We start from the raw sequence: 22,600 nt of genomic DNA on the forward strand, positions 1-22,600 counted from the left end.
TTATTTACAAACTTTATGTCACAGTTTCGCATCGGAGTATATTCTTTTTTTCGTGGTAAAGTTAGTAAATATTTATAAATCAAGCATATACAAAGCTGTTTTTCTAATGGCGGTCATTAGAAAATGACAAGAAACTTTTTCTAATGACCGATTTGGGTTTAAGGTTTGTCACATAACCGAGTTTCAAGAGACCGGTCTTGGAATTGATGTTGGATTTGTTTTCCATAGTTTCAACATTTTTGTTCCTACCAACTTGTTTGTAGCGTCAATCACCGTGGTAGTTTCGGTGTTTTGACGTTGCAAAGATATATACTTTTTTTTGTGCGGTCAAGTTTTTTTCCAACTCTAATGGTTCTGCTCCATTTGGAACCATTAGTCATATATACAATAGAGTTGTTAATGTGTTTTTCATGCCGAAATCCCCTGCTGTTTCCATCATGATTTGCTGTCAGGAACCTCTTTCTCGTCGCATGTGTCTTTTCGTGAACTTTCATCGGTACGGTAGGGCGAAGAATGACGGCCGCCGTCCTTGTCGCTTTTCAGCAAGTTTTATCATATTGTACATAAAAGTGTATAATAGGTGTATAAATCAAAACAGGGAGAAAACGCAGTTGCTTTCTCCCTGTTTAGATCGTCGCTTACTCTATTCTGGCATACTCGCCGAACAGGTCTCTCATCTCTTCGGCTATCTCGGGCAGAGTCACCACATTCACCACGCCTGTCCTTGGGTAGTTATTGTGGTCAAAGGCGTTTCTAATCAGACGCAGTGTCTCCTTTTGTGCTTCTCCTATCCTTTTGTTTTCAAGGAGCACATCCAGGATGTAGTTGAAACCTACCTTGTTGTCCTCTCTGTCGTTCATTACCTTGGCTTTCAACTCTGGGAAATTGTCAAAGGCCCATTTCTCGAGGTCAAGAATCATTTTCACCACTTCCGGACGACAGACATCATAACGCTTCAGCTCTTGCTCTATCTCGTCTTTTGACACGCGGTCTTGGTTGACCAGTGCCAGCAGATTTACCAGACGCTTGTCGTTGGCCAGAACGAAGAAATCTCCATAGTTCTTTATCTTCATTTCCTGGGCGTATATGATATAGGTCTTGCCGTTTTTCTCGAACTTGAAGTCCATCGACATTTTCTCTGACAAGATTCCACGCTCGGCATCAGGAGTGATGTCTTTGAGCTTGAACTGCTTGCCTTTGAAGTCCATGTGCTGGGTCAGCGTGTCGTTGGCGGCAATGAACAGCAGTGCGTCTTGCACCTTGTAGCGCCTTATCATCTTCTCGCTCCTCTGATAGTCGTTGCGGCTATTGCTTAGCCTCTTGGCGATAATCTCCCCACGCTCGTCCTCTGTCAGCCTTCTGGTCTGAGGATTGTTCTTCATCTGTCCATCAGCCCAAGAGCGGTATTCCTTTGCCAGCTTTTCACGTTCCTTCCATATCTTCTCCCGTTCTTCGGTCGTAGTCCATGTTTCAACCAGTTTGGGGATTCTCTTTGTACGGTCCACCTCACATTTCAACAGGTCGATATAGCGGTAGTTGCGTCGCCAGGCATAGAACTCCTGGAAGGCATCGTCGCGCACACGCTTCATATATTCGCCTATGAGATAGGTGACATTGGCGTGGTCAAAATCAACATCCTTCATCTGGTCCAGAGTCTTGAGATGGTTCTTGATATCCTCGTCAAACATCTGCCGTGGCAGTTCTATTGCTTTGTCTGCCATGTATTCTGCGCCCAAGTATTCCTGCGTGGGTTTCTTCCACTTGCTCTGGTCTCTGTTGACAAAGGGCACATTCACCACTTCTCCCTGTTTGGCCTTCTTGAGGAGAGAATTGATGTAATACTTCTGCTCATTGAGGTATTTCTCATAAAAGTCCACGATGTCTGCAGGCAGCCTATAGCCGAAGACTTTATAGAGGAACGGGTGGTTCTTCTGTCTGTCACCGCCTATCAGATTAGCCCGCTCAAACATGGCCTTGAAGCGTCTTGCCTCTTCGTCTTTGCCACGACTGTCATAAGTGGCGATAGCCGCCTGCATCACCCTGTAGTTGAGTCCCGTCAGTCTGTCGGTGCCATAGTCGTCTCCAGCAGACAGCGTGGGCTGCCATCTTACGATGTCCTGTATCAGATATTCTGCCAGTTTCCCGGGTTTTATCTGTCGATAGCCGCGCTTGCCCATCTTGTTGGCAGCCGAACCTATAGCCCGCTTGTCCTGGCGCAGATTGTCTATCCGTTTGCAGGCATGGTCATACAGCTCCTGCAGCGTCTTGAGGATATACTCATTTGCGTTCTTGCCTTGGGCATTCCCGTTGATTACGTCAAGCACCTTCTGCGGCATGTCCTGTTCCTTGATGCCAAACTCGCCGATATTCTCCTTGCTGACAGCGCCTTGCTTCAAGGCGTCAAACAACTTGCAGTACCGCTCATAGAAGTCTATTATCCGGGCTTCGGTACGCTTGCTGCCCAGCAGGTGCATGTGAAACATCATGGCCGGCAACTCCAAGGTGCTCATCCTGCACGAAGGCACCGTCTTGTTGACATACCATTTGCCGTCATACTCTTCTATCTCGGGCATATCCATTGGCTTGCCTATCAGCATCTCCACATGATTGTCGTCGAGCATGTAGTGGGTATAGGTGTCTACGATGTAGGGGTAGTTGGCAGGATTGGCATCGTCGCGCTTCACGTTGTCAAAGTCACGTATCTGTATGCCGGTCTTGCCGAAGGTGCCGTCTTCCTGCTTGCGCATAGCTTCCATCTCGGCCATACGGCCGAAACCATTGAGGGGATGCTCTATCACGCGGACGCGCACCTGCCCGTCTACACAGGTCTTCTCGGCATTGAAGAGGTAGCGCAGTTTGCCCATGTTGACATGGAAACGTATACGGTCAAACTTCTCGCCATAGTCGATATACTGCAGCGTCAACTGGGCAAAACGGTCAGAGCTACGCTTGAGCAGCACCTCGTTGTGGTCAGACGATATCAGTCTGAAACTCGACTGTCTGTCGGCAGAGAGTGTGTCAAACAACTCGTTGGGACAGCGCTTGATTTCGCCCAGCATGTCCATGGCTATCGACATTTCGCCCTTGTCAGAGTGTATGCGGTCCTTGGGCAATACGATGTTGTGTATGCCCAACGAGCGGCGTATAATCTGTGCCTCTTTGGATGAGGGCAGATGCTTGCTTGTCAGTTCCAGATTGCTTGCCAACTGGTTGATATACTGCTTGTCTAAGAAGAGACATACCAGCTGTGCTACGCCTACTCCAGAGAGATGCAGCTTCTTGCCCGCGTCTCCGTTATAGTCCACCATGCTCAGATAGAAGTTGGTGTTCTTACACATGGTTGGTTTGCCATCGGGCATGCGTACTCTTTTATAACGATAATACTGGATAAATCTCAGGTCATCGGTGGTATAGCTGTATCTTTCTTTCAGGTCGCGCAGAGCCACTTCATAATAGTTGTCTATCATGAAGGCCAACCGTTGTTCCTTTGCCAGAAAGTCGCTTCCGTCATTCCAGCATGTATCATTGGTCATGTAGTGCGTCGTCGTGTCCCTGTACTTCTTGATTACCCTGAACACTGTGTTCAGTATGCCATTTAGGTCGGTACTGTTTACCTCAAGTCTGTGGGTATTGTTTTTCTTGTTCCAATAATCACGTTGGTTCTCTGCCATGATCTTCAGGAAGGAGAAGTGATGCAGCAGCTTCTCGATGACAGCCTGAGTCTTTTCGGGCTGGTCGTCTTGCTTATATGCCACATGGTTTATATAGCGCATTACGGGATGCTGCCACAGGTCCTCCTCAGGAGGAGTAAATTCTTTTCCTTCTTTGTTTATTGCCGGGATAATGGGCAGCTCCGTCACCTTCTGTATGTGGTCCAACACTGTCTGCGCATTCATCAGCGCCATTACCGTATACGTTCCAAAATAACGCTTTTTGTCTTCTACTAATTTAGGTATGTTCATAAGATTCTTAGTTAGTGAATGTTTTACAATATAACAAATGCAAATATAGGAAAAATATTAAGCCGTTGTTCCGTTTTTCTCGTTTTTATTGTATTTTTTCCATAAAGTCCTAAGTTTTGGCGATGCCCATCGTGTTTTTCATGTCTGTCTGGGAACGCGGACATCGCCTCGGCTCAGCCTATACCATCCTCGGGAGAATTCATTCCCTAAAGAACCATTCTCTCCCTATTCTGGCAGACGGTCATGGGAGTTTTACGACCGGAGGATACAACGGCGATAATAGACGTTGCCATTACTGGAGACATACAGGGCTTCGCCGTAGTCTATATTTTCGTGTATGGCCTGTGCCTGGCGCTTCTCTATGATGCTGCGCAGAATCTCGTGCTGCATTTTCTGGCTTTGGTCGCCGTTGCGCTTGCTCTGCTCGAGCATGACTCTGTCATAGAGCTTGTCTTTGGCTTTCTTGATAATCTGCTCGTTTGACTCTCTGGCCAATGCACGTTTGTAACTCACCTCCTTCGAGGCTTTCTCCCAAGACTTTGCCAACTGGGTGGCAATCTTTTTTTCATCTACGCTCATGTCGTTTTGCGTTTAGGTTCCCGCCATTTGTTATCTTCAGTCTCCACACCAGTGGCGGTTTCCAGTGTTTTGACATCGCAAAGATACGATGGTTTATTGTCGGCTGCAAACTTTTTTGCCTCTATAATGGTACTTTTGTTTTTGGAACCATTCCTGTACCATGTTATTACTATGTTTTTCACTTCCCGTCAGTTTTTCCTTGCCTTGCAATGGCTGCATCTGGCATTCTGCCGACCGAGAACAATCCTTATTGCGACGCTGCAGAAACCGCGTTGCAAGTTGCGTAAAAAAGACAAACCTGTCGTGACCGTTTGTCTTGGTCTTGGCGACTGAGCCGCCTTGAGCGTCAATTCCTCTCCGGGCTGCGTGCCTTTCAGTCTTCCGTTGGGAGCTGATAGCGTGCGTGCATCCGGCTTATGCGTTGGGCTATCATGTCTCTTGCTTCATCGGGCGCTATTACTTCCAGACTGTCGCCCATCTGCAGGATACGGCCTATCAGCTCGTTGTTGAGTTCTACATGCAGTGCAAACTCACCGTAACATCCATCCGCATATTCGCCATAGTCCTTCACACATCGCTGCGAGTGGTGTATGGGCTTGGTCTCCGTGAGCTTGAACATCTTCTGTCCGTAGGCTCTTATTGTTACATTGTGTGCCGTGCGGTCTTTGCCCTGCGACACTCCCACCTTGTCTTCCAGATAGCTGGCATAATATCCTTCGGGGGCAGAGTGCCATGTCATGCGGGGATTGTTCTTGAAGTTTCCCTCTATACGGTCAAGAGCCATTATGAATCCCATTTCTGGCTCACAACCTTCGGCATAGCCCATCAGAAACCATCGTCCATTATATTCTTTCAGGAAGTGAGGGCAGAAATTTATTACCCTCTCCTCTTCGCCGAAAGGTTTATAGCAGATGATGAGTGCGCGCTGGTCGCGTATGGCCTGATAGAGTCTTGGTAACAGGTCTATGTTTTTCAGTTCGCGGTTTTGGTCGGCGCTTATCATCTGCTCGCCCTTTTTGCGTCGACGATTTATTTCCAGCAGGTCTGCGCTCCCTTGCAGGAAGTGTTCGAGCCACGAGGTGGGCAGCAGTCCAGCTGCGTCTTGGCAGAAATACCAGTATTGGCGTATGTCGTTGATGGCTTTGGCCATACGCATTTCTCTCAGCGGGTCTTTGTCCTCGCCCACGTATCTCATCTTCTGCCGACGATTGTTGCCCTCTATCACTATGCAACCTGGGTCCTTATCTTCTATGGCGCTGCGTAAGAGAGGGATTACCTTTTTGAGCTCGCCGATATAGGGCCATTTTGATATGCCATTCTTTAGTACCTCCTCTTTCTCTACCTTGTCTGCTTTGACCACGATATCAAGGTTGGTTACCCAATCGCCGGTCATCAGCAGCTCGTAGGCGGTTTTGGCATACGTAGCCTGCTTGCCTGCACCTCGGAATATGTTGTTTCTCTCCATGTTCTTCTCCTCCACTTATTATCAATATGCAATATTCGCACTTTTTGGCCATATATGCAAGATTTTCGTCCGAAAAATGTTGGGGATGGGAGAAGTTTGTGTTGTTATGGCCCTTCAAAATAAGGCCTTCTACAACGCGACAAACACAGGCAACTACTCCGTTGCGGTTGTAATAGCCTTTCAAAATAAGGCCTTCTACAACATGGAGGTAATAGGTAAAATTAAGAGTGAAGTTGTAATAGCCTTTCAAAATAAGGCCTTCTACAACGTTATGAACCGAATCAAAGCTCAAGAGGAGGTTGTAATAGCCTTTCAAAATAAGGCCTTCTACAACACACTCATCGGCAAATACATACTCCCACTAGTTGTAATAGCCTTTCAAAATAAGGCCTTCTACAACAAGAAGAGTCATCAACAAATAAAGTAGGGTGTTGTAATAGCCTTTCAAAATAAGGCCTTCTACAACAAGAATTGCGATGATTTAATGAACAAGGGAGTTGTAATAGCCTTTCAAAATAAGGCCTTCTACAACATCCCGTCTGACCAAAATGGTCTTGACCGCGTTGTAATAGCCTTTCAAAATAAGGCCTTCTACAACTCGTGTGTTATATTTCTCTCATTTTTAATCGTTTTTCTATCATTCTTATCCATAAAAATAAGAGATTAATGGTTTATAACGCTGCAAAGATAGGCATTTTTTCGTATATCCAATACCTTTTTGCTATTTTTCTTGCTTCGCCCAGCATTTTTTGAATATATGACGAGCCAAGGCTAATGTTGCCTGATTTCTATGCTGGCTTCACGGGGCGTGCCAAGGAGACTCCCTGTCATTTGCCCATGACGTATGGGCAGGCAAGCGAAAAAGGCATAGCTGTTTCTGAAAGCCACGCCGTTGTGGAGATGACACTGATACCACTCGGAGCAAGCGCTGCGTCACCAGAAGCAGCCCTACGCAACGGCAACACCGAACCGAAGGCCACCATCGCTACCCACGCCAACACAAAGGGCCAGATTCCAAACACGGAATCCAGCCCTGACAGTAAACGCGATGACGAGGCTGGCTTGGTGTTGATTGCCAGACCCCGGCTGTCATCGCTTGTGCCTTTTCTGATATTAGAGCGGCCAAATGTTCTAAGCCTCAGCCTTTGTCTTCTCATCTTTAGCCGCCGCGACATCCCTCATGTGGCTATACGATGTCGGGCTGTCACTCTTCTTGTTATGCGCATTTGGGCTTAGAGCCACTGATGAAGTGAGTAGTTTGATAGTATTGTGTCCGCGTTCTCTGATACTACTTATATATACATCTTCAGTCCCAGAATGTCCCAGAATTCTGAGGGCAGGGCTACATTCTCCAGCGACAGACAGTCATTGAAGAGTGGAGCGACCTGACCTACGGTATAGCCGGCTGCCCCACAGCCTACCCTCGTTACCAGGAAGCGCAATTCAGGGTGCGCTGCGGCGTAGGAGGTGAACCTCTTGACAGCCGCGCTCATCTCTGCGATGCCTCCGGTGGTCGGGATGGCATAACTCTGTCCTTGACGCCCTTCGCCCTGACCCCAGATGGCTCCGAAAGAGTGCATCGCCTGGGCAGCGGCACCTCCGTTGTGCTGGCCATTAGCGTTGCTGCCAAATACGAAGATCTCATTCTCCTCAAGATGGTCCACGTGGTCGCTTGTCACTCTTGGTCCATAATATTCCTGGGCATATTTGCGTTTCCTTTCCAGTATTTCCGATCTTGACAACGAGCCTTCTATCTCGTACATCATGTTTATCTTCCCATAATATGAGCGTCTTGATGCCCGTTCGTGTTGCCAGGTGCTGCCAGACCCCATCTCGCTGTGGCTGAACTCGACCACATTCTCGATAGAGAGCAGGTCGGTCACTTCCTTCACATTATGGGCAGAACCCATATAGGCGAATGACCAGCCCTCCGATTTCAACATCTCTATCAGCCGACGCAGTCGGGCGGCATCCCATTCCGTAGATGTGTTTTCCATGCCGTCTGTCAGTACCGTTACCACCGCTGTCGCATCCTTGTCTCGTCTGATGCGTTGGTGCAGACGGGTCAACGACTGCCCCATAGCATCGTATAGCGGAGTGCATCCTTTGGGCATGTAGTCACAGAAGTCTTCTACCTCAGAGATGGGCTTGTCGTCAATCATCGTACGCACGTCGGGCCTGCTGCCCGAGTTGAAGGTGACCAGGGTCAGGGTGTGCTCCTGCGTGGCAACAAACTCCTCTTGCGCACTGCGTATCGTGCTGATCGTCTCGTTGATGCCCGACAGCGTAGCCTTTCTGAGGTGGCTCATAGAGCCGCTCTCGTCTACGATTATCAGATTGTGGATTCTTGCCTTGTTGTCCTTCGTCGTGCCTTCTTCCGAGGCTGTCCCGGCTGCAGCGCCTTCTGCTTCGCTCTCGTTGACCGACGTGTTCTCCATTGAGGCTGTCTGCTGAGCCTCAGCTCTCTCTGCGGTTGACGCAGCGTGGTTGTCGACCTTGCCAAACAACTTCCAGATTTTCCTGATTTTCTTCATTTCGTTTCGCCTTTACTCTTACCAAACTTTTTTTCAAACTCATTGACAATCTCCCGCAACTCTTCAGGCAGATAGTCCATAGCCCTACTTCTCAGGTCATCGCCGACGCCAAAGTATGCCTCGGCGATGCTTCCCGTTATACACCCTATGGTGTCGCTGTCGCCACCTATGGAGATTGCGTTTCTCACGGCGTCTTCATAGTCCGCTCCGTCGAGGAAGGCGACGATGGCCTGCGGCACGCTGTCTTGACATGTCGCGCCCCAAGTGTAGGTCGGCCTTATCTGGTCGCACGTGAACTGCAGGTCATACCCGAAGCGACGCTCTATCTCTGCCTTTATCTCGTTCTTGCTGCACCCCTGTCTTGCCATCATTATCGCCAGAGCCGTAGCCTGTGCGCCCTTGATTCCTTCTGGGTGATTGTGCGTACACTCGGCACTCTCTTTGGCCTTGGCCAGAACCTCTTCGACGGTGTCAAAAGCCCATCCCACGGGGCCCACGCGCATAGCCGAGCCATTGCCACAGCTGTTGTAAGGCTGAAAATCATTCAGTCTGACTGTGCCGACAAGCCATCGCTTGAAGCCGCTGCCATATCCACCCATCGGCCAGGGATAGTCATTACCATACTTGCTATAGTAGTGGCCAGCCTCGCCTCCGTGGAGCAGCCAGTCTGCCGTTGCCACAGTCAGGATGCTGTCGTCAGTATAACTGCCATGGGGGTTGAAAAATTCAAATTGCTTTGTCTTGTTGGGCTCGAACTCATATACGCTGCCCACGATGTCACCAATAATGCTGCCTATCATAATCCGTTGTTTTTAGGTTGTTAATCTATATTCTTTTAAGCGCCAACCGCGCCACCGAAGGCGTCGCCAGCCGCGTCGTCGCTATAGTCCGTTCCGTATTCACCATTGCAGGAAGCGTCCCGATGCATGTCACTATCGCACAAGTCATTCATATTCATTCGTCGTTGGATGTTAGTCCATTCTTTATTGTGTATTATTAACGCTATGGCCATCAGCGCCATTAAAACCTCCCATTCCGGGAGGCTATTGATGGTCTTCCTGTTAGAATTCCAGTCTCATGCCGAGCTTCTTTACGTTCTTATAGGCTTCCTCGTCAAAGACATACAGCTTGGGAGAACGATGCGGGTTGCCGGTGAGCTTCTTGCCGGTCTCCTTGATATAGCCGAGTTTCAGCATCTTCTTCGGGAAGTTACGTCTGTCACGTATGGCCATGTCGTCTTCGGGCGGGTTGAGGATGGCTATGTATATGCTTTGCAACTGAGGCATGGTAAACTCCTTGTCGAGCAGATTGAAACCGATGGGTTCAAAGTGTATTCTCTCGCGCAGCCTCTCTATGGCGTCCTCTATAATCTGGGCATGGTCGAAGGCGAGCCTCAGCCCTTGCAGTTCGCCGATGGAAAACCATTTGGCCTCGGCAGCGTCGTCGCCACCCCTTATGTCATACCTGTCGCGCTTTACCAGTGCATAGTATGCCACCGTCACCACAAATTCTCGTGGGTCTCTGCCTCTTGCCGAGTAGGTCTTCAGCTGTTCGATGAACTCTGGTTTGATGCCGTCGTCGCTGTCGAAGAGGCGCATGGCCGACTCCTCATACAGCTCTCTGTACACGCACTCGTCGGTGGGCTCGTCTTGCTTGAGGAATCCACCCGGCAATGCCCAGCAGCCCTCATACGCCCCCACCTCACCGGCTTTGGCTTTGCCGCGCTTGATTAGCAGCACCTGCAGAGAGGCGTCCTCTTTGTCGAAGCCGAAAACCACTGCGTCGGTGGTCAGCGCAGGATGCCAGAACTTTGACTCCCATTTGCCAGTCGTCTCATTGTATTCCATACTACTGTCTGTGCTTTGTGTAATATTTACGCTGCAAATGTACAAACTATTTTCGCAACCGTCAAATATTTCTGCGTAAAAATTACACATTATTCGAAAAAAGTGGAGATCCGCCCTACAGACCTTGCGCCCCTCTTCGTCTGATTCCCCTTCGTGGTCACCGCCTTGCGAGCTTGATGCCCATTGGCGATGCTGCCCTCTGCCGGCGCCGGGCTATGCTATCAGCAGGATAGTGGTGATGAAGACGGGCAGCAGCAGGCAGATGATGACAGACCATAGATAATAGTTGCCAAAGGAGAGGATAAACACCTGCGAGAGTTTGAAGAGGGTGTCGCAGAACCTGTTGAACTGCTTGCGCTGCAGTATGATTACGGCGATGCAGAGCAGCAGCCACGCTGGCGCAAACAGGATTTGGTGCAGCTTGTAGTCCAGTATGGCAGCCCAAGCCAATGGCAGGAGCATATACCACACGATGATGTTCACCGCATTATAGGTCAGGCGGAAGGTGCGGCCCAGAAACAGCAGTACGTTTACCGTGGCGTCAAACACCTTGTCTATCATTTGTCTTGTTGTAACAGTTTTATTTTTTATTTATGTTTCCGTTATTTTTTATGTGGTTTCAGCCCGCGCCGTTGGCAGCTTCGCCGCTCTGCTCTCCTGACTCGGCCTGCTCCTTCAGTGCGTAGTATTCGTGGACGAGGCTGCGGTAGCCCAGCTGCTTTATCATGTCGTAGCCAAACTTGAAGCGGCCCTTCGTGCGTTGCTCAGTGACGATATATCTTATGCAGTCCTGCATGTAGAGGTCCAGCATATGGAGCGACCGGGTGGTGTTGATAATCGGGAAGTACCATCTGCTCCATGTCAGTTCCGAGCTCTTGGGGTTGTCATAGAGCTTGATGTTAAACGACTTGACAAAGGCCCTGGCGGCATGGATGTTGTCTACCTCCTTGCGCCGTTTCCACCGCAGCAGTGCGCGGCTCTTGCGCCACATCTTCTTCTTGAGTTTCGCCACCGACACGGGAGAGACGTCGAATACGCCGTCCTGATAGCCGATGCCCAGGAAGTCCCACCGCTCATGGGGCTCGCTGGTGCGCTCCTTGTCCTCGTTTACGGTCAGCGCCATACGGGCCAGACAGTCGCGTATGTAGGCCATGTCTTCCTGGCGCTCGGCGCTGCTGCGGGCAAAGACGATGATGTCGTCTGAGTAGCGGGCGTAGCGGTTGCCTCGTTCGGCGAAGTGCCAGTCCATCTGGCTCAGATACACATTGGCAAGAAACGACGATATGGGCACTCCCGCCATGATACCCTTGCTCTCGCAGACCGTCGCCCCGTCGGCCAGCACCGCCCGAGGGTCGCTCAGCAGTCGCTCGATGAAGGCGTAGGCCTCGCTGTCGTCGACCATCAGCTGCCGGAGCTGACCGAGTAGAATGTCGACATCCACCGTGTTGAAGTAGTTGTGTATGTCTACCTTGTATACATACCGGTCTGACAGGTGGCGGTCTGAGCGCAGATAGTCTATGGCCCTCTTTACGCCCTGTCGGGCACGAAAGGAGTAGAGGTTGGGGGCAAACACGTGGTCATACTGTCTCACCAGGAGATAGGTAAGCAGCTTGAGCACATAGTTTTCTGCCCTCGAAAACGAGTATACCACCCTCTTCTTCTGACTGTTCTGCTTGCTTATCGACTTTTTCAGGGGCGGCTGGAAGTTTTCGCCACGCCTTATCTTGCCGACAACGTCCATATAGCCCTCGTCCTGGATAAACGCCTGCAGGTCTTCGGCCCGCCGCTTGTCCATATTGCCCGTCGCCATCCTCTCTTCCATGAAGGACAGCCAGAGCTCTTTGCTGTCTAATCGGTCTATTACGCTCATAATGAAAGGGCACCCCACGGTGAAGACCACAGGAGGTGCCGCTGGATAAAGGAAATGTTAAATACCGACAGTTCGGTATACGGGACCGTACATGCAGAGGTTACCTGCACAACCATGGCTTGTTTTCCGCATGCTGGGCCCTTCGCAGGTGCCACGAGTGGCATCCTTTAGTTTTCTTTTACAGATGTTTGCTGATTTTGGTCACCAGCCAGTTCTTGCAGAACTCGACCGTCTCGGGCGACACGGGCTCTGACGTCTCGGCGCTATAAGTGCCGGGATACTTCGTGCCCACTATCCAGTCGGCATAGCAGCCTTCGGCAAACACTCTCACATACCTGATACCGTTCTGCTTGCAGGCTTCGGCCGTCTCCATCACGTGGGTGGTTTTGTAGCCATTGGCGGTGACCATGACCACTGCCACTGCAGGGCGGCCGGCCTTGCGGAACAGGAAGTGAACGGGCAGTGCCTTCTCGCTGACGCCGGCGGCAAACTCGGAGGGATACACCATATACGACACGTCGGCATCGGGCAAGCGCTCGGCTATCACCTCGGCCACCTTCAGCGCACCTATAGCCAGCGCCTTCAGCGACGGCTTGGAGTAGTGGGCGTTGGCAGCCTTGCGTATCTCGTCCATAGGCAGACAACAGCCGCCACCACATGCCGAGGTCATGGCTGAGACGGGCTTCATGGCGTCTTTCGCTTTGGGCATGGGAGCTGTGGTCTCGGCTGACAACGTGGGAACTACGTACTGCTCTATCAGCTTGTGGCCGCACATGCAGCAGAACTTTCCGCTTGAGGCTTTGTGGCCACATGACGGACACACCAGTTGGGGCTTCATCTCTTGGAGCTTGGCTCCGCACTCCTGGCAGAAATTGCCGGACTCATATTGCGCTCCGCAATCAGGACAAAACAGTTTCATTGTATATATAGGATTAAAGAGTTATTTTGCGTATAGTTATTCCGGTTTTCATACACCGGTCATCATCGTATTATCGTTTCAGGTAGGGCGCCTCCGCCTTTAAGAGCGAAGTCCCATCAGGCCGATGACTGCCAACGGAGCGGCCGGCATAATCGGCAAGAGGCAAAAGTACGACAAATCTGCGATAACGACCAAGAATATACAATCTTTAACAAAAGACACATTCCCACCGTCCATCCCCATGCCTCCATCCCGTCCACCCACCGCCCCCGCAACCAGGCTCAGCCAAGCCGGATATATCTCCAGCAATCTGCTGACCACCTCCAGCGAGCCCGAGACCACCTCCAGCAATCTGCTGACCACCTTCAGCGGCTCGTATCGTCCGACACGAGCTTCCGCGTCGTCTGACACGTGCATCCGTACCTTCCGATACGCGCTTCCGTATCGTCCGATACGAGCCGGCCAAGTGGCTCACGGCGGCAGCAGATATACCCCTGACAGCGAACCAAGCAGCCCATCGCGGATGTTACGCACCCCCGGCAACTCTGTAAGAGTTGCGATTTCATAGCCCAGGGTTGAGGCGAGCAGCGCCTCTACCCTGGGTATCGGTACAAAGAGGGATAGCAACGCTGTAGGTGTTGCGCTTAGCCGAAGGCGTTATACTCAATCTGATTATATCCACCAACCATTCCACCCCATCATCCTCCTGCGGGTAACGCCTACGGCTAAGCGCAACTCCTACAGAGTTGCCAGGTTAGTGGGGGGGACGCTACCCAGGGTAGCGGACTTCGCCCGCAACCCTGGGCTGGGGAATCGCAACTCCTTCAGAGTTGCTGCTGCTTGCGCCTTTTCATCCATTGTGGACAATACGCCCCATGACAGCGAACCAAGCAGCCCATCGCGGATGGTGCGCACCCCCAGAAACTCTACAAGAGTTGCTGCCGCTTGCGCCTTTTCACCCATCGTGAACAATGCGCCCCATTACAACGCTACGGGAGTTACTTCCGCTTGCGTATCAATGCAATGGGAACTCCTCTTCGGCCCCGCCTTGGGGATAGCCACTGACTAAACGATGCTGGTGGTCAAAATAATTGGTTGGTTCTTGATTTATATCGAAAAAAAATGGTACATTTGCATCATGAATATACCTGAAACAGGCAATATAAAATGGAGCGAGACGGTGATAATCGTCGATGCCGATTTCCTGGACCATGTGGCATTTGACCTCATAGTCAACTTTGAACGTATGATAGGCCGCCGCATCCCCCAGGCCGATATAGCGCAGTGGGCTGTGTGTGCCGCTCTCGACGGCGGACTGCGCCCCGGAACCCACGAGACCCAGGTGGTGCTGATACACGATGCCGGCTCGCGCAAGATGGCCAACTTTGCGCCGGCAGACTATGAGGCTGAGCTCGACGGCAAAGCCTTCGCCGACGAGCAGTTGGGCGAGTTTGTCTTCAGCCACATCCCCTCGGGCGAGATGGCTGCCAAGCGCGACATCATCCTCGACCTGCTGAGCACGCTGCTCGGCCACGAGGAGGTAAAGCGGCTGGTAATAGTGCCCGACGACCAGGATGCCGAGCTGATGGACATCGTGAGGTCTACGCTGCGCAACGCCGATGACGACAAGCGCATCACCGTGATGGCCATGCAGCCCATGATGGGCGGCAACTTCCGCCAGGAAATCTTGGGCTACTCGTTGATGAAAGCCTTAGGAATAGAATCTAATGAAATAAAATAAAGTGAAATGAGCAGAGTATTGATGATTGGCGCCGGAGGCGTCGCAACGGTAGCGGCATTCAAGATCAACCAGAATGCCGACGTGTTTACTGATTTCATGATTGCCAGCCGTCGCAAGGAAAAGTGTGACAAGATAGTCAAGGCTATAGGTAATCCCAATATCAAGACAGCACAGGTGGATGCTGATGATGTGGAGCAGCTGAAGGCTCTCTTCAACGACTTCAAGCCCGAGCTGGTAATCAACCTGGCCCTTCCCTATCAGGACCTCACCATCATGGAGGCCTGTCTGGCTTGTGGCTGCAACTACCTGGACACCGCCAACTATGAGCCCAAGGACGAGGCTCACTTCGAGTACAGCTGGCAGTGGGCTTACAAGGAGAAGTTTGAGCAGGCAGGCCTCACCGCCATCCTCGGTTGTGGTTTCGACCCCGGTGTGAGCGGCATCTATACCGCCTATGCTGCCAAGCACTACTTTGACGAGATACACTATCTGGACATCGTAGACTGCAACGCCGGCAATCACCACAAGGCTTTTGCCACCAACTTCAACCCCGAAATCAACATTCGTGAGATTACCCAGAAGGGTCTCTACTATAAGGACGGCGAGTGGCTCGAGACCGAACCCCTGGCCGTACACCAGCCCATCACCTATCCCAATGTAGGTCCCCGTGAGAGCTATCTGATGCACCACGAAGAGCTGGAGAGCCTGGTCAAGAACTATCCCACCATCAAGCAGGCACGCTTCTGGATGACCTTCGGCCAGCAGTATCTCACCTATCTCGACTGCATCCAGAACCTCGGCATGTCGCGTATCGACGAAATCGAATACGAGGCTCCGCTCGCCGACGGCTCGGGCAAGAACGTGAAGGTGAAGATAGTGCCCCTGCAGTTCCTCAAGGCTGTGCTGCCCAATCCTCAGGACCTGGGCGAGAACTACGACGGCGAGACCTCTATCGGCTGCCGCATACGTGGTATCAAGGACGGCAAGGAGCGCACATACTATGTATACAACAACTGCAAACACCAGGAAGCCTACAAGGAGACTGGCATGCAGGGAGTAAGCTACACCACCGGCGTGCCCGCCATGATTGGTGCCATGATGTTCTTCAAGGGACTCTGGCGCAAGCCCGGCGTGTGGAACGTGGAAGACTTCGACCCAGACCCATTCATGGAGCAGCTCAACAAGCAGGGACTGCCATGGAACGAGGTGTTTGACGGTGACCTGGAACTCTAAAACCTGAATAATCATTATGGCAAAGAAAGAAACAAACGAGGAAATGCAGCTGGCACAGGAGGGCAAACTCAAGGCGCTCCAGGCTGCCATGGCCAAGATAGAGAAGGACTTTGGCAAAGGCTCTATCATGAAACTGGGCGACCAGAACATCGAGAACGTAGAGGTGATTCCCACCGGCTCCATCACGCTCGACATCGCACTGGGCGTGGGCGGCTACCCCAAGGGCCGCATCATCGAAATCTATGGTCCCGAGTCGTCGGGTAAGACCACACTCGCCATCCATGCCATCGCCGAAGCACAGAAGCAGGGCGGCATAGCTGCCTTCATCGACGCCGAACACGCCTTCGACCGCTTCTATGCAGCCAAGCTGGGTGTGGATGTCGACAATCTGTGGATTTCGCAGCCCGACAACGGCGAGCAGGCACTGCAGATAGCCGACCAGCTCATCAGTTCGGCTGCGGTAGACATCGTGGTAATCGACTCGGTGGCAGCTCTTACGCCCAAGTCGGAAATCGAGGGCAGCATGGGCGACAACAAGGTAGGTCTGCAGGCACGCCTCATGAGTCAGGCGCTGCGCAAGCTCACCGCCACCATCTCAAAGACCAACACCACCTGTATCTTCATCAACCAGTTGAGAGAGAAAATCGGCGTGATGTTTGGCAACCCCGAGACCACCACCGGCGGCAACGCGCTGAAGTTTTATGCCTCGGTGCGTCTGGACATCCGCAAGGGCTCGGCCATCAAGGATGGCGACACCGTGATAGGCAACGAGACCCGCGTGAAGATTGTCAAGAACAAGGTGGCACCTCCCTTCCGCAAGGCCGAGTTTGAAATCATGTTTGGCGAAGGCATCTCCAAGACCGGAGAAATCCTGGACCTCGGCGTAGAGTATGACATCATCCAGAAGAGTGGCAGCTGGTTCTCCTACAATGGTGCCAAGCTCGCCCAGGGCCGCGACGCCACCAAGGCGCTGCTGCGCGACAACCCCGAACTGTGTGATGAACTCGAAGCCCTCATCAAGCAGGCTATCGAAGAGAAGAAAGACTAAGACCGCATAGACCATAAGTAAGCTCTCCCCTGAACAGGGAGGGCTTTTTTTATGCCATTGCGCGCGTGCGCGCACGTACCTTTATATTATATATACCCCTGGGCGGCGCATCTGTGGCAAGGGCGAGGCTGGCGACTGTCACACTTTTGGCAGAAATGGCCATCGCGGGAATGACACAACTGACATATTTGGCAGATATTTGGTGCGCAAGTCGTCTCTTGGCACACCTTTTGTATTAAGATGGTTGTAAAAATAATAACGTAGAATAAAAATAAAAAATATACAATTATGGGAAAGATTATTGGAATCGACTTAGGTACAACAAACTCTTGTGTATCTGTATTCGAAGGCTCAGAGCCTGTAGTTATCACCAACAGCGAAGGCAAGCGCACAACTCCTTCGGTAGTAGGTTTCGTCAAGGACGGCGAGCGTAAGGTGGGCGACCCCGCCAAGCGTCAGGCCATCACCAACCCTACCAATACGGTATTCTCTATCAAGCGTTTCATGGGTGAGACCTATGCACAGAGCCAGAAAGAGGCTGAGCGTGTGCCTTTCAACGTAGTCAACGAGAACGGTTATCCTCGTGTAGATATCGAAGGCCGCAAGTATACTCCTCAGGAGATTTCGGCCATCATCCTGCAGAAGATGAAGAAGACTGCCGAAGACTATCTGGGCCAGGAGGTTACCGACGCCGTAATCACCGTTCCTGCATACTTCTCTGACTCTCAGCGTCAGGCTACCAAGGAGGCTGGCCAGATAGCTGGTCTTAACGTACAGCGTATCGTCAACGAGCCTACCGCAGCCGCTCTGGCTTACGGTGTAGACAAGGCCAACAAGGATATGAAGATTGCCGTATTCGACCTCGGTGGCGGTACATTCGATATCTCCATTCTGGAGTTCGGTGGCGGCGTGTTCGAGGTACTCTCTACCAACGGTGATACCCACCTCGGTGGTGATGACTTCGACCAGGTTATCATCGACTGGCTTGCCAACGGCTTCAAGGCCGACGAAGGCATCGACCTGACCAAGGATCCTATGGCTATGCAGCGTCTGAAGGAAGCTGCCGAGAAGGCTAAGATAGAGTTGTCAAGCTCTACCTCAACCGAAATCAACCTGCCTTACATCAGCGCCGAGGGCGGTGTGCCCAAGCACTTGGTTAAGACCCTCACCCGCTCGCAGTTTGAGCAGTTGGCCCACAACCTGATTCAGGCTTGTCTCGTACCCTGCCAGAACGCTATTCGCGATGCCAAGCTCAACACGTCAGACATCGACGAGGTAATACTCGTGGGCGGTTCGAGCCGTATCCCCGCCGTTCAGACGCTGGTGAAGAACTACTTCGGCAAGGAGCCCAGCAAGGGTGTCAACCCCGACGAGGTGGTAGCCATCGGTGCAGCCATCCAGGGTGCCATCCTCAACAAGGAAAGTGGTGTGGGCAACATCGTATTGCTCGACGTGACTCCGCTGACACTCGGTATCGAGACCATGGGTGGCGTGATGACCAAGCTCATCGAGGCCAATACCACCATACCTTGCAAGAAGAGCGAGACATTCTCTACCGCTGTAGACAACCAGACGGCTGTTACCATCCATGTACTGCAGGGTGAACGTCCGATGGCCGCACAAAACAAGAGCATCGGCCAGTTCAATCTCGAAGGCATCGCCCCCGCCCGTCGTGGCGTGCCCCAGATCGAGGTGACTTTCGATATCGACGCCAATGGTATCCTCAACGTGTCGGCCAAGGACAAGGCCACTGGCAAGGAGCAGGCCATCCGTATCGAGGCTTCGAGCGGCCTGAGCCAAGAGGAAATCGACCGCATGAAGGCAGAGGCAGAGGCCAATGCAGCAGCCGACAAGGCAGAACGTGAGCGCGTGGACAAGCTGAACCAGGCAGACTCGATGATCTTCACCACCGAGAACTTCCTGAAGGACAATGGCGACAAGATTCCTGCCGACCAGAAACCCGGCATAGAGGCCGCCCTGCAGCAGCTCAAGGATGCCCACAAGGCAGGCGATGTGGCAGCTATCGACTCGGCCATCAACAACCTCAACCAGGTGATGCAGGCAGCCAGCGCACAGATGTACGGTCAGGCAGGCGGCGCACAGCCCGGTGCCGGTGCCGGATTCAACGGCGGCCAGCAGGCAGGTGACCAGCAGTCCAACAGCTCTGACAACATCCAGGATGCCGACTTCGAGGAGGTGAAGTAATATTGACAACTATCAATAACGATAAATAATGAAATGGGTGTAGCTCAATGAGTTACACCCATTTTTATTTTGGTTAATCTTTGTATAATTACCGATTTCTTCCGATTTTTATCTTATATTTGTACCATATTTGGAACGCGACCTAATTTCTGACAAGGTGCGACTTATCCATACTTATACATACATAATCCCACTTAAAACGGTACAACATGCCATCTGCTAAGTTTGAGATTAAACGGAAGTGCCAGTATTGCGGTAATACATTCATCGCAAAGACACTTGATTCGAAGTACTGCTCTCGACGATGCTCTCAAAGGGCCTATGACCAAAGAGAGGCCGCCAAGAAGAGGATGAGCCAGCTGAATGACATCGTGGAGAATATATCCGAGGCCAGAGATTATATCTCTGTCCACGAAGCGGTAGCCATGTTTGGCATCAGTAGAGATACCATTTATCGGTTGATAAGGAAGGGAAACGTTCCTGCCATCAATATTGGGCAGCGACTTACAAGAATCAGCAAAAGTAAGTTGAGCGAAATGTTTCCGCTTCGCGCAGAACCTATTGACAGAAGTAGAGCATTGCCTAAGTCCTATCACCTTGAGCCAGAAGACTGCTACACCATTGGCGAAATCTCCAAGACTTATGGTATAGACGACAGTACGGTCTATGCCCATATTCGAAAATATTCCATACCAACAAGGCAGATAGGCAACTTCGTCTATGCGCCCAAAGAAGATATTGATCACCTTTATAAAGATGTTGTGAAGTCATGAAGAAACCACTCCCCAACACCAAGTGTACTGTAAAGCTCCGTAAATCGGAGTATCGTGAAGAATGGTATCTCATCATTGAGAGCTACCCAGTGTTTGCCTATCCTGGCGCTAAGCCGTCACGGCACAAAGAGGCGCTGAACCGTACCGTTACTACCCCGGTATGGGATAAGAGTCGACCATCACGGCCTAAAGCCGACGGCTCTGTGTCGTACAAGCCCAAGCGGGACATCAACGGAGTCATTGTATGCCGCTCGGATATGGATAATGAAGCGTGCCGCTATGCCGACAAGGTGAGAGCCTTGAGGCAACGTGAATACGACAATGCCGCACTCTATACGGACAACGAGGCTGAGCAGGCAGCACAAAACGAGCGGTCGATGCAAAACTTTATCCCTTACTTTAAGCAGGTATCGGAGAAGAGGCATAGAAACAGTTCCGATTCGATAATCATCAACTGGGGACGTGTCTATGAGCTACTGAAGATTTATGCCAATGGCGATACGATACTCTTCAGGGATATTGACCTGAGCATGATAGAGAACTTCAAGTTCTTCGTACTGTATGCTCCCAAGGGAGGCAATAAGTCGGGGACTATATCACAAAACACGGCTTCCACCTATTTTGCCATCTTCAAGGCAGGACTGAAGCAGGCTTTTGTGGACGGATACCTCACCGTGGACCTTTCTGCTAAGGTGAAGGGTATTCCCGAAGAGGAAAGTCGGCGCGAACATCTTACCATTGGGGAGCTCAACACCCTTGCACAGACACCTTGCGACTGTCCGGTCATCAAGCGGGCAGCCCTTTTCTCTGCTCTAACCGGTCTTCGTCATGTCGATATAAAACTGATGACGTGGCAGGAAGTGATAGAGGACGGAGAACACTACCGGCTCGATTTTACGCAGCGTAAGACGCATGGCGTGGAATACATGCCAATATCCTCTCAGGCTTATCAGCTATGCGGAGAGCGGTTGGATGGCAAACGACTGGTGTTTGAGGGGTTGCCGGACCCTTCATGGATTTCTAAGCCACTGCAACGGTGGATTCAATCGGCCGGTATCACTAAGCATATCACCTTCCATTGTTTTCGCCATACCTATGCTACGCTACAGTTGGCCAGTGGTACCGACATCTATACTGTGAGCAAGATGCTTGGACATACTAACGTGAGAACGACGCAAGTTTATACCAAGGTGGTCGATAAAAAGAAGGAGGATGCTGCTAATGCAATCAAGATCGACCTGGACTTAACAAAATCATAAAATTTACCGCACATGGCAAATCTTATTGAAGAGATAACCAATCGTCTGCTATTGGTAAACAAAACTATACCTTCCAAGAAAGCACCCGAAGAGATCGTATTCGAGGATGCTTCGGTTCTCGCAGAGTTCTTTGCTGATTTCCAATATACGAACCACCTGATTGATGCTGCGGAGAAACAGGCGCAAGAGAATATACATGCCCTTATCGAATGTAACGGTAAACTGCTGGATGCCATTTTCTCTTTCAAGTCATTGGACCTTCAAATTTGGAAACAGGTGGATTATATTCGTATGGCGAAGAAACATGATGACATCAATCTGAAAGAATTGAGAGTGGTGGAAGAGGCAGCAACTAAGCTTTGGAAACAATATCAGTCAGAGAGCAACCGACTGGGTATGATGCCTTTCGACACACCGGAATTCATCCAGTTGGACAAGAAATGCGATCAGAGTAGAGAAGATTATTACAAGGCTCATGAGTTGGCAGAAAAACAATTTGACATATACAGGAAAGTGATGAACAAGTGTGCCCATGTGTACTACTTTGAAATGCAGTTCCTGGAAATTTTGATTGATAAGATAGCGCACATAGCACAGTCGATTATGGCAGATGCTAAGCGAATGGAAAAGGAGGTTGGCACATGAACAACGAGATTCTCCTCTTGAAGGAAACAGCGAAGTTGAAAGACATCGTTGACTTGGGCGTTTGCGTTGCCATTTATCAAACTTGTAATGGTCGCCAGTTTCGGGACATGCCGGGAAGTGTCTTTGTCAACTTCATGAATTTGCAGGTGTCTAAAGATGTAGTGTGTCCGCTGCCCCGTGAGAATCAAAGAATCTGCTACATGATCTATGCGGTATCCCTCACCATCACTCCCGCCAATTATGCCCGTCATTGGGTCTTGGGAGTGCTGGAAGTATGTGGTATTACTGTCGACTACTATGATAAGCACCACAAGGATTTCCTTAGTGTTACAGCCTCAGAAAAGAACAAAATATACGTTGAACAGATTAAGGAGGCCATAAAGAGGGCCTTATAAGGACAAAAGCCACAGAAAAAAGGCATTCTTCCACAATCCTTACATACATTAACAAATATCGGATGTATTAACTGCTCATTATCAAGTAGTTGTCGCATCCTATATTTTTGTATTCCCACAAAATG

General features: G+C 50.8%; 18 protein-coding genes and 1 CRISPR repeat array. Of the genes, 9 read left to right on the forward strand and 9 right to left on the reverse strand.

Going from position 1 to position 22,600, the window contains the following annotated elements; genetic code table 11:
* Nucleotides 1–638 precede the first annotated feature (638 nt).
* From cas13b to CIK87_RS05820, 9 genes are all read right to left on the reverse strand, one after another.
* Complete coding sequence (cas13b, locus tag CIK87_RS05765; RefSeq protein ID WP_144008125.1) at nucleotides 639–3,962, reverse strand: type VI-B CRISPR-associated RNA-guided ribonuclease Cas13b; 3,324 nt, start codon at nucleotides 3,960–3,962, stop codon at nucleotides 639–641.
* A gap of 252 nt (nucleotides 3,963–4,214) precedes the next feature.
* Nucleotides 4,215–4,541: a hypothetical protein gene (locus tag CIK87_RS05770; protein WP_094386251.1), complete on the reverse strand. Its 327-nt coding sequence runs from the start codon at nucleotides 4,539–4,541 to the stop codon at nucleotides 4,215–4,217.
* Nucleotides 4,542–4,914: 373 nt separating this feature from the next.
* A complete protein-coding gene (locus CIK87_RS05780) occupies nucleotides 4,915–6,006 on the reverse strand; it encodes a YafY family protein (protein ID WP_144008126.1) in 1,092 nt (363 codons plus the stop codon).
* Nucleotides 6,007–6,106: 100 nt separating this feature from the next.
* Nucleotides 6,107–6,605: direct repeats of the CRISPR family, unit length 36 nt; unit sequence GTTGTAATAGCCTTTCAAAATAAGGCCTTCTACAAC.
* Between the two features lie 693 nt (nucleotides 6,606–7,298).
* The gene (locus tag CIK87_RS14825; protein WP_144008127.1) at nucleotides 7,299–8,540 is read right to left on the reverse strand and encodes a VWA domain-containing protein; all 1,242 of its coding nucleotides are present in this window, start codon (nucleotides 8,538–8,540) and stop codon (nucleotides 7,299–7,301) included.
* A complete protein-coding gene (locus CIK87_RS05795) occupies nucleotides 8,537–9,340 on the reverse strand; it encodes an ADP-ribosylglycohydrolase family protein (protein WP_094386259.1) in 804 nt (267 codons plus the stop codon). The genes CIK87_RS14825 and CIK87_RS05795 overlap by 4 nt, the downstream gene beginning before the upstream one ends.
* 261 nt (nucleotides 9,341–9,601) lie before the next feature.
* Nucleotides 9,602–10,387, reverse strand: a complete 786-nt coding sequence (locus CIK87_RS05805; protein ID WP_094386263.1) for an NUDIX domain-containing protein — start codon at nucleotides 10,385–10,387, stop codon at nucleotides 9,602–9,604.
* 213 nt (nucleotides 10,388–10,600) lie between these two features.
* Entirely contained in the window at nucleotides 10,601–10,948 is a 348-nt protein-coding gene (locus CIK87_RS05810) for a hypothetical protein (RefSeq protein ID WP_094386265.1), read from the reverse strand.
* Between the two features lie 58 nt (nucleotides 10,949–11,006).
* Nucleotides 11,007–12,257, reverse strand: coding sequence for a reverse transcriptase domain-containing protein (locus CIK87_RS05815; protein ID WP_094386267.1), 1,251 nt, complete (start codon nucleotides 12,255–12,257; stop codon nucleotides 11,007–11,009).
* Nucleotides 12,258–12,435: 178 nt separating this feature from the next.
* Complete coding sequence (locus CIK87_RS05820) at nucleotides 12,436–13,176, reverse strand: zinc ribbon domain-containing protein (RefSeq protein ID WP_144008128.1); 741 nt, start codon at nucleotides 13,174–13,176, stop codon at nucleotides 12,436–12,438.
* A gap of 241 nt (nucleotides 13,177–13,417) precedes the next feature.
* Here CIK87_RS05820 and CIK87_RS13955 point away from each other — a divergent pair, with 241 nt between their 5' ends.
* The 9 genes from CIK87_RS13955 (at nucleotide 13,418) to CIK87_RS05870 (ending at nucleotide 22,475) form a co-directional block, all read left to right on the forward strand.
* Nucleotides 13,418–13,744, forward strand: a complete 327-nt coding sequence (locus CIK87_RS13955; protein WP_144008129.1) for a hypothetical protein — start codon at nucleotides 13,418–13,420, stop codon at nucleotides 13,742–13,744.
* A gap of 570 nt (nucleotides 13,745–14,314) precedes the next feature.
* Nucleotides 14,315–14,917 (forward strand): DUF6621 family protein, encoded by a 603-nt coding sequence (locus CIK87_RS05835; RefSeq protein ID WP_094386276.1) that lies wholly within the window; start codon nucleotides 14,315–14,317, stop codon nucleotides 14,915–14,917.
* Nucleotides 14,918–14,923: 6 nt separating this feature from the next.
* Entirely contained in the window at nucleotides 14,924–16,150 is a 1,227-nt protein-coding gene (locus tag CIK87_RS05840; protein ID WP_094386278.1) for a saccharopine dehydrogenase family protein, read from the forward strand.
* Between the two features lie 16 nt (nucleotides 16,151–16,166).
* Entirely contained in the window at nucleotides 16,167–17,198 is a 1,032-nt protein-coding gene (gene recA / locus CIK87_RS05845) for a recombinase RecA (RefSeq protein ID WP_022311312.1), read from the forward strand.
* A gap of 288 nt (nucleotides 17,199–17,486) precedes the next feature.
* Nucleotides 17,487–19,403 (forward strand): molecular chaperone DnaK, encoded by a 1,917-nt coding sequence (gene dnaK, locus CIK87_RS05850; RefSeq protein WP_094386280.1) that lies wholly within the window; start codon nucleotides 17,487–17,489, stop codon nucleotides 19,401–19,403.
* 209 nt (nucleotides 19,404–19,612) lie between these two features.
* Entirely contained in the window at nucleotides 19,613–20,176 is a 564-nt protein-coding gene (locus CIK87_RS05855; RefSeq protein WP_094386282.1) for a helix-turn-helix domain-containing protein, read from the forward strand.
* A complete protein-coding gene (locus CIK87_RS05860) occupies nucleotides 20,173–21,435 on the forward strand; it encodes a site-specific integrase (RefSeq protein ID WP_094386285.1) in 1,263 nt (420 codons plus the stop codon). The genes CIK87_RS05855 and CIK87_RS05860 overlap by 4 nt, the downstream gene beginning before the upstream one ends.
* Nucleotides 21,436–21,447: 12 nt before the next feature.
* Nucleotides 21,448–22,080: a hypothetical protein gene (locus tag CIK87_RS05865; protein WP_094386287.1), complete on the forward strand. Its 633-nt coding sequence runs from the start codon at nucleotides 21,448–21,450 to the stop codon at nucleotides 22,078–22,080.
* Nucleotides 22,077–22,475, forward strand: coding sequence for a hypothetical protein (locus CIK87_RS05870; RefSeq protein WP_094386289.1), 399 nt, complete (start codon nucleotides 22,077–22,079; stop codon nucleotides 22,473–22,475). Before CIK87_RS05865 ends, CIK87_RS05870 begins: the two co-directional genes overlap by 4 nt.
* Nucleotides 22,476–22,600: the final 125 nt, after the last annotated feature.

This window comes from Prevotella sp. P5-64 (genome assembly GCF_002251285.1).
Classification (GTDB): Bacteria; Bacteroidota; Bacteroidia; order Bacteroidales; family Bacteroidaceae; genus Prevotella.